Genomic DNA, 12,384 nt, shown 5'->3' on the forward strand with positions numbered 1-12,384 from the left:
GTTCTCCTCCATCTGCCAAATAGCCTGTTCCTTCGAAAATAGCGGATCACAGTTCCTCCTGTAGTAGAGAGGTTTGCATATGGAAGGGCTCACAAGAACATGACTACGTTTCATTGGATGAATTCCAATGAGACGTCTTTCCAGAGGCATAAACCACGCTCTTCATTGGATGAAATCCAATGAAATCGACTTTTTGAGCTCCGATTCCCTCCTTTCGTTGGATTTCATCCAATGAAATCGACCTTTTAGTCCCCAATTCCATCCTTCCGTTGGATTTAATCCAATGATAAAGTGTCGATGCCACTCCCACGCCAGTTAACCCAAAGAACCTAGCGGATCTCCGCTAGGTTCTTTTCGGCGCTATCGCATTAGCCGCGAAACATTCCCGCAGCTTATTTCTTTTGGCTTTGGGCATACGATTCTTGATACTCTTGAATCATTTTGTTGCCGCCTGCCGTTTTCCACTTCTCGATTTCCGCTTTCCAACCCGCTTCATCAATCTTGCCCATAATGAATTTGGTTTCAGCGTCTGTAATCATCTGCTCCAGTTCCTTGCCGCGCTCTGAGAACGTTGCCGAATTAAGCGTCAGCGCCGGATTCGGCACGATATACTGTTCATTCGACTGCCCGATCTTCTGACTCCTGCGGAACAGATCCGGCTGTTTCATCACCTTCGCCACATTATAGCTCTCTCCGCGCTGCGGCAGTGTATCCCGATAGGGCTTCACTTCTTTCAAATCCGCATCGCGATCAAGCGGTTCTGTGAACTCGCCTTTGTCCGCATAATGCTTGCCCTCAATGCCTTTCACGATCAGATTCGCCATCTGTGGATCAAGTAGCTTATCAACGAAAGCGAGCACCTTCTTGAACTCCGCTTCTGTTTTCACAGAAGATTTGGGAATCGCCAGGAAGCCGGCATTTCCGCTCTCCCCAGGCACTCGTCGGCCACTCGGTCCTTCCACTGCAGCAGCTTCAATGACTGCGCTTGGAACGACCTTCACGATTTTATCCTGCCAGCTTTGCGCATTCCCACCGGATATCCGAATGCCTGCGCGGCCTGATTCGTACGCTTTGTCCACTTCTGTCGTGTCGACGACAGGGAAATCCTGATTGATCAGCTTTTCATCGTACAAGCGTTTAAATAGTTTCATCGTGTCGAAGAAAGGCTGAGTGACAAACTCTGGTGTAAAAACGCCCTTCTCAACCATCCATTTGGACGGCCCGCCTTGTGAGACTGAAATTCGTGTCAAAGTAGAACTGACATCCTGGTTGTATTTCTTCTCAAGCATCAAGCCGTAGGTATCGTTTTTCCCGTTTTTATCCGGGTCATTCAGCGTAAGCGCTTTAATAACATTGTACCAATCGTCTAATGATTTGGGAGACTGGAGGTTCAACGCATCAAGCCAATCCTTGCGGTAATGGATCACGGCGCGCCCTAGATCGCGATACAGCGGAACACCATATATTTTGCCATCGACGGCGATATTGTCATAAAACAGCTTGTTCTGCGCCTGAAGGTTTTTATAATCCTTGAGATAGGGACCGATTTCCCAGAATAGATCTGACTTCAAGGAACTGATCATACTTGGATTACTATAATTCAGTTTAATCAGTTTAGGAAGCTCGCCAGAGGCGATCATAACATTAACCTTTTCATCGTAGGCAGAAGCCGGAATCCATTGGATTTGTAAATTCGTATTCGTATAGGCTTTAATCGCCTTCTCAATCTCATTGTCTTTCGCCGGGACTTCGCCAACTTGATTCACAACCAACGTGAGTGGAAATGGCGTCTTATCCTCCGCTGCCGCCGTGCTTTGCGCCCCGTTCGTTCCAGCATCCGAGCTGGGATCAGCGCCGCACGCAGACAGCACCGTAGATAACATGAATACCGTTCCCAACATCAGAGCCACTTGATTTCTTTTCATCGAGCTTTCCCCTTTCGTTATCCCTTATTATACTCTATTTTCAATCTCCGCCTATCTCCTTAAAGAAACAGGCAGAGCGTAAATAGCTTGTGAGGTTACCCTTTCACAGAGCCTAGCAAGACGCCTTTCGTGAAATGCTTTTGCAGGAACGGATACACCAGCAGAATCGGAAGCGTTGCAAACACGATAACAGCCATTCGAATGGTCAGCGGTTGAATCTCTGCTTCGTCAAATCCTGAATCGCCAATTCGGCTTTGCGCCAACATGATGATTTCTCGCAATAACACTTGAATCGGCCATTTACCGTTATCATTGATATACAAAATAGCGTTAAAAAATTGATTCCAATGCGTAACGGAATAAAAGAGGGCAAACGTTGCCATAGCTGGCATCGAAAGCGGGAGCACAATCCGGAATAACACCCCCATATCGTTACATCCATCTATTTTGGCGGAATCCTCCAGCCCATCGGGAATCTGCTGAAAGAAGTTTTTGAGCACAATCAGGTTGAAGGCGCTTATGGCGCTTGGAATCATCAAGGACCACAACGTATTCGTGAGGTGCAGACCTTTGACGACGAAATAAGTAGGAATCATGCCCCCGCTGAACAGCATCGTAAACAGCACAGCAAGGAGGATCGTTTGACGCCCTCTTAGCTTGGACTTAGCGAGCGGATACGCCATTAAAGCGGTAAAAACCAGATTGATAATCGTCCCTACTACCGTGATATAGATTGAAACTCCGAGGCTGCGAAGCAAAGTGTCCGTGGAGAAAATGTACTTGTACGCAGATAGAGACCACTCTTTTGGGAATAAAATCAACCCGCCCTTAGCTACCTCTGCTGGACTTGTGAAGGATACCGCCAAGACATAAACAAACGGCAGTACGCAGACGATGGCGATAATGAGCAGCAAACTGTAATTGACTACGTTAAAAATGCGATTTCCAAGCGTTTTATCGTATTGCATGTCGTGCAACCTCCATCCCAAGCGGCGTCAATAAACGCCTTCTTGACCGAATTTTTTGGCCATCCAATTTGAGCCTAGTACAAGAATGAGTCCGACCAATGATTTGAACAGACCGACTGCCGCACTGTAGCTGAATTGACCTTGACTTAACCCCTTCATATACACATAAGTGTCGAAGACCTCTCCAACTTCCCGATTCGTTGGCGCTAACATAAGGAAGATGTGCTCAAAGCCTGCGTCCAGGAAGTTACCGAGCCTTAGAATAAGCAGAATAACGATCGTGCTGGAGATAGCAGGCAGCGTAATGTGCCAGAGTTGACGCCAGCGTCCTGCGCCATCCATTCTTGCGGCTTCATATAGCTGCATGTCAACGCCCGATAGCGCCGCCAGGAAAATAATCGTACCCCAACCGACCTCTTTCCAGATGGACTGGGAGACGATCATCGTTCTAAACCACTCCGGTTCCATCAGAAAGGCAATTTTCTTACCCGTTAAATAGAATAAAAGTTCATTCAGTATCCCGTTTTCAGTCGTAAGCAGCATGTAAAAAATCCCAACTACAACAACCCATGAAACAAAATGGGGAATGTATACCAATGTCTGCACGAACCGCTTGAAGCGCTCTTTTCTAACCTCGTTTAACATCAAAGCCAAAACAATGGGTAATGGGAAGAAAAACACTAAATTGTAAATCGCTAATAACACTGTATTTCGAAAAAGCATCCAAAACTGGGGTTCGCTAAAAAATCGCTGAAAATGTTTCAGCCCGACCCATGGGCTATGCGCATAACCTAGATGCGGCTTGTAGTCCTGGAAAGCCATAATGATGCCGTACATAGGTACATACTTGAATATTAAGAAGTAAGCGATACCGGGAAGCAGCATATAATAGAGCCATTTATCTCTGATTACGTCTCTAACCCATTCACTTTTTCGAAGCTTATGCCCTGGGGTTACGGGCGCAGTTGTTTCTATCGCAGTCTCCTTCATGCTCTCTTCTCCTTCCAGCTCGAAACCGATATGCCTTGATTATTGACCATGAGCACATGGATAGATATACCTAGCAGATAACTTGTGTGTTCCGTGCAAGAATAACCCCTTGCTTCATGGCTATTCGCTGCGGCAATACCTCCTGCATAACTCGGCGTATGCCACAGAAAACCAGAAAAGAGCTATTCCCTTGGGTGATTGTCATCACGCATGGAAACAGCTCTTTTTATTTATTGCTTTCAAACAGCTCCCTGTAGCTGCCTGGTGTCATGCCGAACGTTTTGCGGAAATTGCGAATGAAAGCACTGATATTTTTATACTGCAGCTTCTCACCGATTTCGGAAATTTTTAACGTGGTCGTTTCCAGCATCACTTTTGCCATATTCATCCGGTAGTCCGATAAATAATCGCTAAAAGGAATCCCCATTTCCCTTTTGAAAACACGGCTTAAATACACGGGATGGAAGCAAAGTGCCGCTGCGCAGGACTCTAACGTTATATCTTGATCGTACTGATCATGAATGATCCGAACCAGACGGTCCGCAATGTTCAAATACTGTGAATCCGCCTTCTCCGATAAAATAACGATAATGGGCGCAAACAGCCTCGTTTGGAACCAGATAGCGATTTCCTCTCTTGTTTGGAGCTTTAGTAAACGTTCCACAGCAGAGTCGCCTTCCAGCACCTTTTTAACCGAAATACCTTGATCCTGAACGACCGTCAAAATCCGTGACATCAGCTGCAGGAGCAGAATGTGATGTTCATGAAGAAAGCCATCCTTATTCAGCAGCGTGGATAAATAGGTTTGAAACACTTCCATCGCTTTATCGAGTTGTACATCCTTGAGCGCTTGCAGCAGTTGATCTTCCATAAGCTTCAGATGCGAATATACCGCCGATTCCGCGCGCTCGCTGCTTTCAATATCTTCAAAATGAACGATGATGTCTGGCCCCAGACTTATCCGGCATTTCAAGGCCACAAGACTTTCACCGTAAGCTTTAACGGTCTCAGACAGCTTCTGATACGGCTTGCTGATGCCCACACTGACCTGGAGCTGGAGAAATTTGCTCACATTTGATTTAATGAGCTCCGCTGTTTGGTAGAACAAATGCTTCAGCTCCTGTGGATCTATCGTGTCCAGAGCCAGTAAAGTGACCTGCGATTCGCCCATCAGGATCGGACTGAACCGGGTGGGAGCTGGCAGCAGCTCGCCAACGATATTGTTAATAGCGAACAGCAGCAATTCACGATCCTGCTCTTGATAGCGTGTCTCCTGCAGCTGATCGACTTGCAAGGTCAGTACGCCTAGGGTGCTCCATTCTGTTGGAAAACCATACATTTGCGAGCGATGCTTGAAATCCTCATCTGATATTTGACCCGTGAACAGCTTTAGCACGAAAAATTCCTTCAAATGCACCGACTGCCCCTGCATCTGCTTCTCCAATCGTCCTCGCGATACGGCCAGCGATTGGAACTTTTCTTGAATGTAAGCCAATTCGTCTCTTCGGCCTGTCTGACTATTCACGGAAGGCTCCACTTCGTATGTGCTTGTCACCTCGAGCAAATTACGTATGGGGGAATACATTCGTTTACTTCCGTAAAATGCAAAAGCCAGAACGATTAGCAGGATTAACGCACAAGCTGCTGCCGTCAACAAGCCGATTTTTTTGCTGGCCTGCGTCATTTCGGAGATGGAAACAACCGATACAAAAGTCCAAGCGTTATACCCCGAGGACAGATAAGTGACCCCAACCTGCTTATCCCCGATTTTCGCTTTAAAAAAACCGCTTTTGTTAGTGGCACCGCTAATTTTATCTGTAATAATGGTGTTAATTTCTTGGTAAGCGGCTTGATCCTCAGGTTTGGATAAGAAGGCGTTCCCCTTCTGATCGAGCACGTAATTCGTTCCGAGCTGATTGTTTGAAGTAAGTCCACCACGTATCTCATCAGCCGAAACTTGCACGACCAGCATGCCTTTAGGGGTGTTCGTTTTGGGCACAATGGGAATTTTATAAACGAGACTAAGCGTATTTCTAGTACTCGATCTCGCTGACTGGCTATCCCCTTCGTCTTCGCTGCTAGTGGTCTGAACTTGATTCAACAAATGCGTATTCCAAAATAAGCTCTCAGGCTGCTTGGCATACAGCAGCAGTTCATTTCTATTCTGGAGCTGATCTACCTGCTTCAAATTATTTAAAGTTACGGCCCAGCCTTTATCGAAATTCACGAGATAAGCCTCTGAGATGACCGCTTTGGCTTGCAAATTGTACAGACCCGTCATCACATCTCGTACCCGGATAAAATCTTCACCCGTCAGAGACTCATTCATCACTTCTTTGACAAGTGCGGAATTAATAAATTGCAAGGTGGTCACTTCAAGCGATTTGACGGTCTGCTCCACGCGCAATTGTGTTTGCAGAAGCAATTGCATATTCGCTTCATTGACTTTCGCTTCAACATCCTTGGTGGCTATATAGTAGGAAGCGATGCCGATAAACACGGTAGGAAGCGCACCTAGGATCAGACTAAACCCCAGGAGCCGAAGCAAATATTTATGCAAGATCCACACAACCTTCCAACTGGTAATATTACTAGTATTACATAATCATACGAACCCATCAAGCGAGGAACGCCTTATGATATCGCTTACATTATCAGAGTATGCAGCTTCAAACTATGCAGTTTAGATAACTTTTGGGTTATACGACGAAAAACCCCTTACAGGATAAGGGATTTTTCGAAGTTAGATCCTCCATGATATGCGAGGAAGTTGTTTCATGCATACAAGTTATCTACTGCATATATACATAGCAGCTACTTCTTTTGATCATATTGGATGTTCTTGGAATCCGAACCGGTTACAACCAGCATACTTTCACCTGATGCAGAATTGGATTGCCCAAGCTGCGTAATCTCCACATCCTGGCATTGATGCAGCTTGATCACAGGGCCGACCCTCGTTTGCAATTGCAAACAATCCAGCTGCATATCTTTCGCGTAATGTGCGATAACCCCCCGCTCGGAAGTCGCATGAAAGTTGCTGATACGCACATCTTCCAAGGGCATTTCGGGAAGTCCGTTCACAATGAGCGCTGTTTGAGCCCCTGTACAGGTAACATTCGCAATCGCAATCTTGCGAAAAACCGGCGTGCCTTCCGTAACAGGAAAAGCATCTTCCTGCGCGCTGCCCGAGCCTTCCACACCCTCATAAAACAGATGGAAGGAGATCGCTTCCCCGGCGATATTGGTCATCCGGATTCGGCTGATATCGATCTCTTCGACAACGCCTCCGCGTCCGCGAGCGCTTTTGAACCGCAGCCCGATATCGGTACCTATGAACGTGCAGTCCGACACACGAATCCTCCGAACCCCGCCAGACATCTCGCTGCCGATGACAAAACCTCCGTGACCGTGATAAACAATGCAGTTCCGAATCGTGACATATTCGCAAGGGATTCCTAACTTACGCCCAGCTTCATCCTTGCCTGACTTCATACAGATTGCGTCATCTCCCACGTCAAACTTGCAGTTGTCAATGACGGCGTATCGGCAGGAATCCAAATCCAACCCGTCCCCGTTTTGAGCAAACCATGGATTCCTGATCGTCACATTGCGAATGGTGACATGCTCTGAAGCCCATGGGTGCAAGCACCATGCTGCCGAATTTTGGAACGTAGGACCATCCAGCAAAATACGCTTACACCTGCGGAAGCTGAGTAAATTCGGCCTAAGATATTCGCGATAGACTTCATAGGCTGATGGGTCCTGAATGCCTTCCTGAACAAGCTTTGCCGTCTGTGCTCTACCGTTCATAGCAGCAACCGACGGCCACCAGAACTCGCCTTCAGCATCCGTGACTCCGCCGGATTGCAGCAAGCTTTCCCATTGCAACACTGTCATCTTCCAGCGTTTGACCGGCCGCCAAGCTTCCCCATTTCCATCAAATACACCTTCACCTGTAATGGCTATGTGCTCCAACCCCTCAGCGTCTAACGGCGATTGACAACGGACCGAGGGAATGCCTTCAAAGCTGGACATGACGAGTGGATACTGGGCAAACTCCTTCGTGAACATGACCAGGGCTCCTGCTTCTGCATGCAGCTCTAATCGGCTGACAAGCTTGAGCGGCCCCGTTAACCATAAACCGGCCGGGATGACTACCCTCCCGCCGCCAGCTTCGGAGCAAGCCTGAATGGCTTGCTGGAATGCCTGCGTGTTGTCTGTATGTCCATCACCGACAGCGCCAAAATCCGTTATCCAGAACAAGCGATCAGGTATTTCCGGCAGCTGCACCTCTGGCATGGTCCAACCGTTATGTGCCTCGATGTTTTCTACATGTGAGCTTGTCATACGGATATCCCTTCTTTCTCAAGGCTGACATCGCTGAATCGGAACCAATCGATATCCACGAAGCCTTGGCTTGCCGATGTGTCTGCCTTGTCTTGCAAACAGAAAAGCCCCAGCTTGGCGCCGACCCACCCGCCAGGCACCGCTGCAAACTCGTCTCCAATACGGTGGTAGGCCACGTCGTCCCAGCTATAATAAAAGCTGAACACGGCTTCTTCTACAGCAATTGTTCGCAAATAAATCGTTCGTGCTAATTCAGCTACAGGCACACGCGCAGTTATTTGTTCCCTTGATGTCTCCTTGCTGCCGCTTCCTTTGGCGAAGACGAGCTCAAGCCCCTCCTCCGTAGACTTTAGCGCAATATAGCAGTACTCGTGTCCGAAAACCGTCAAACCCGCCAACTCTTCCTGCGTATCGGAGCTGAAGCCAGAGCCGAAACCAGAGCCAAAGCCAGGAATAAACGTCAGCTTCACCGTTGCTGTAAATGCTGGAGCAGGGAGCTTTTGGCAAATGATATTCATCGCATTGTACAAGGTTGATGCGCCAGCAGGCAGCGGCTGCGCGTATAACCGCAGATGACTAGGGTTCGCGGTCAGCGAGTACCACTGCGGACGATGGTTAGCCTGCCATTGCCACTGCAACCCTAGAACCGGCTGATCGAACTCATCGCTAGTTTCGGGTACTATACTCGGCCATGCACGTCCTACATCAGGTTTCTTATGTACAAGAACAGGCTCTCCGATGCCGTCACCTTTCGTATCAAGACCGATGATAGGCCAATCATTCTCCCAGCTCATGGGCTGGAGGTGGACAATACGGCCGTATGCTTCACGGTCCTGAAAATGTAGAAACCAAAACTCACCCGATTCCAGCTCCACATAACCGCCTTGATGCGGTCCGTTAATGGGCGAATCGCCTTGATGAAGAACTATTTTATCCTCATACGGTCCCCAAATGTTCTCAGCTCGAAGCACAGTCTGCCAGCCTACAGCAACTCCACCAGCAGGAGCAAAAACATAGTAATAGCCGCCACGCTTGTACAGCTTCGGCCCCTCGATTGTCGGATGATTGTCTGTCCCATCGAAAATAATCCTGCCGTCGTCCAGCAGCGATGTGCCATCTGGCGACATCCGGCATATTTGCAGCTTGCTTTTGATGCCGCAGCGGCTTTTGGCAAAGGCATGCACTAAATAAGCCTGCCCGTCTTCATCCCAGAACGGACAAGGATCAATCCATCCTTTCACTTCCTTCACCATGTGAAGAGATGTCCATGGACCTGCCGGATGTTCGGCGGTCGTCATATAAATACCTTCATCTGGAGCGCTGAAATAAATCCAGTACTTCCCGTCGTGATATCGAATCGCAGGCGCCCACACACCGTCGCCATGCCGTACTCGATCATCGTAGCCGCCCGGAAGTTGATCAATTGCATGACCGATTAACGTCCAATTAACCAAATCCTTGGAATGCAGAATTGGCAACCCTGGCGTACTGACGAAGCTGGAAGCCGTCATATAGAAGTCTTCGCCCACCCTTATAACATCAGGATCCGAATAATCCGCGCATAGAATGGGATTGCGATACGTGCCATCTCCTAGGTCGGCATACCATACTGGCCTAACTTTACTTTCACTGACGCTCATGTCCGTTCTCCTCCTTGTAATCGCTCAATTTCCACACTGGCAAGCAGGAAAGGCGCCATCCCCATCAGGGCATCCTTCACAATCTTCTCCCCTAAGTAGTACTCAAAGCTGCCATCTCGATAAGGATTACCGCCAAGCCCCGCTCCGTGGCATATCCCATTAACATGTACCCCACTAACGTCTTCTTCGATAAGTTCATTCAATAGGCCTTGGAAACCTCTCAGGGCTACTTCCTTAAAAGGTCCGGAAAGGTACTTCAACCGCACGCCTTTGGCAGCCGCATACACGAACATACTGCTCCCTGACGCTTCCAAATAGTTTGTTCCCTCGCCGCCTCTATCCAAAACCTGATACCATAACCCCGTATTCGGGTCCTGAACACGCGCAAGAGCATGCATCATACGTTCAAAAACGCCCATAATCGTCCCTCGCTGCGGGTGATCCTTCGGAAAGTGCTCCAAAGCATCAACGATCGCCATCGCGTACCAGCCCATGCCTCTGCTCCAGAAATGCCGCGATTTCCCTGTCGCGGAGTCACACCACCGCTGCTCTCCACTCTCATCCCATCCATGATGCAGCAAACCTGTCTCACGATCGCGGGTGTTCCGCTCGACCAGGAGGAGCTGCCTTGCAGCCTCATCAAATAGCTCCGGGATATCGAAAAGCTTCGCATACTCCGCAATGAACGGAGTCGCCATATACAAGCCGTCCAACCACATTTGGAACGGGTAAATCTTTTTATGCCACAAGCCCCCCTCGCTCGTTCGCGGATGCCCTTTTATTTGAAGGATGAGCCCTGCAGCTGCTTGCGCATATTTCGTGTCAGACGTCTTTTTCCAAAGTGAAAAAAGCACCTTTCCTTGATTAATTTGATCCAAATTGTAATCTTCCATTGTATAGGTACGGATTGTACCGTCCTCCTGAACGAACAAATCCATATGTTTTCTGACGTATTCGTAGTAAGTGTCATCCCCCGTCTGTTCACCAACGTGAAGCAGCGCTTTCAGTGTCATTCCATTCACATACATCCATCTTTGCTCAAGTTCCGGGTGATAACCTCTTTCACTTGTGCTCCTCATGATGGTTTGCGCTGTTTTGACTGACCATTGATTATCTTCCTTCATCTGATACTCCCGCCTTCCCTCTCAGTGCTCTTTCATGTCTTCCCTACCTACTAGCTATTATGCTTGAGGATAGGATGTCACACTATGCATTTGAGATAACCTTTTTCCTATGGTTGCAAAAAATACAGGATATGCTTCAGTTTCATTGGGAATAGGCCGCCTGGACCGATTAACGAAGTTGCTTCAAGCATATTGGTTGCTTGCTGCATATGAACCGAACTTAAGCCTAAAAAAACCCTAACAGAAGGTTATCCGTTAGGGCTTTTACTTATTTTAGATTACGCGTTGTGATCCAGCAGCTTTGACATGTGATCAAGAAACCGGTCATGACAAAACGCATTATACTCGTTCCACGGTGCTTGTAAGCCTGCGTAACCCCCAGTCGCATGCACTTGCTTCGCTTTCACAGCTTTCAGTTCCAGCCATGCGGGAGATCGGTTAACTCGATGCCATGTCGCCTGCGAAATCTCATCTTTGGGCACGCTCAGGAAAATATGGTCTGCATCATAGGCGCCTAGGTCGTGAATCTCAATTGCTTGCGTCCAAAAGATAGTATCAATATGGCGTGCTGGGGCAAGTTGAAGATCATCATACAGGACAGTTCCTGCGTGTTGCCCCCAGACATACATCCTCATCTTATCGACCACGACAACAATAACCGTCTCATCTTGCAGCCTTTTCTTGGCAGTTTCCCTAATCCCTGCAGCCTTCTGATCGTAGCTATGAAGCCATCTCGTTGCATCCTTCATCTTGTCGAGGAAATCTGCTGTCAACAAATGATGTTGACGCCAGCCTTCTTCCCACGGCAGAAACAGGGAACGGGCTATCTGCTTAAGCCGGGCTTGCTCATCTGCATCGATCCAAGAGTCGACACCGATAATATAATCAGGCTGCGCTTTTTGCAAAGCTTCTCTGTTGAAATCATAGTCATGGCTGAGCGGTACAGACACATCAAAGGCATATTTATTTCTATAATAGTCTGTCCAATACTGATCGATAGGCGCTGCATAGGGAATCGTACGAAGAGCTAGCAACTGACCGATATTCACCCAACTGTACGCAGCAATTTTAGTTGATCTATTTTTCAAATATACAGCGGGGGCTAGTCCTATATGTTTCTTGAACATATTGCTAAAGTACGTTTCGTTCTTGTAGCCAACTTTATATGCAATTTCCGTGAGTGAAAGTTTGGTCTGCTCACCCATTAACCGTCTTGCCTCCATGAGGCGCAAATCCGTCATTTTCTTTGATTTGTTATTGGGCATGTTGTGGAAGTTGGCTGTATTGGGGTGTGCGAGAGGATGGTGGAAGGTTGGTAAAGTAGCTAACTTAGTGCCTGACGGAGCTTGAACCGTCAGGCTTTATGGAGAAAAAATCTAAGGGAACT

Annotated in this window: 8 protein-coding genes; all 8 read right to left on the bottom strand. The window is 47.9% G+C overall.

The window, feature by feature from the left end:
- Positions 1-392 precede the first annotated feature (392 nt).
- Entirely contained in the window at positions 393-1,925 is a 1,533-nt protein-coding gene (locus AC58VC_RS26655) for an extracellular solute-binding protein (protein ID WP_497373045.1), read from the bottom strand.
- 95 nt (positions 1,926-2,020) lie between these two features.
- Entirely contained in the window at positions 2,021-2,893 is an 873-nt protein-coding gene (locus AC58VC_RS26660; RefSeq protein WP_497373047.1) for a carbohydrate ABC transporter permease, read from the bottom strand.
- A 27-nt stretch (positions 2,894-2,920) separates the two neighbouring features.
- Positions 2,921-3,883: an ABC transporter permease gene (locus AC58VC_RS26665; protein ID WP_497373049.1), complete on the bottom strand. Its 963-nt coding sequence runs from the start codon at positions 3,881-3,883 to the stop codon at positions 2,921-2,923.
- A 226-nt stretch (positions 3,884-4,109) separates the two neighbouring features.
- A complete protein-coding gene (locus tag AC58VC_RS26670; RefSeq protein ID WP_497373051.1) occupies positions 4,110-6,452 on the bottom strand; it encodes a helix-turn-helix domain-containing protein in 2,343 nt (780 codons plus the stop codon).
- A 245-nt stretch (positions 6,453-6,697) separates the two neighbouring features.
- Complete coding sequence (locus AC58VC_RS26675; RefSeq protein WP_497373053.1) at positions 6,698-8,233, bottom strand: glycoside hydrolase family 28 protein; 1,536 nt, start codon at positions 8,231-8,233, stop codon at positions 6,698-6,700.
- Entirely contained in the window at positions 8,230-9,873 is a 1,644-nt protein-coding gene (locus AC58VC_RS26680) for a glycoside hydrolase family 43 protein (RefSeq protein ID WP_497373055.1), read from the bottom strand. The genes AC58VC_RS26675 and AC58VC_RS26680 overlap by 4 nt, the downstream gene beginning before the upstream one ends.
- Positions 9,870-10,997: a glycoside hydrolase family 88/105 protein gene (locus tag AC58VC_RS26685; protein ID WP_497373057.1), complete on the bottom strand. Its 1,128-nt coding sequence runs from the start codon at positions 10,995-10,997 to the stop codon at positions 9,870-9,872. Before AC58VC_RS26685 ends, AC58VC_RS26680 begins: the two co-directional genes overlap by 4 nt.
- 278 nt (positions 10,998-11,275) lie before the next feature.
- On the bottom strand, positions 11,276-12,262 hold the full coding sequence (locus tag AC58VC_RS26690) for a helix-turn-helix domain-containing protein (protein ID WP_497373059.1): 987 nt from the start codon (positions 12,260-12,262) through the stop codon (positions 11,276-11,278).
- Positions 12,263-12,384 lie beyond the last annotated feature (122 nt).

The sequence above is a fragment of the Paenibacillus sp. J22R67 genome (assembly GCF_059692175.1).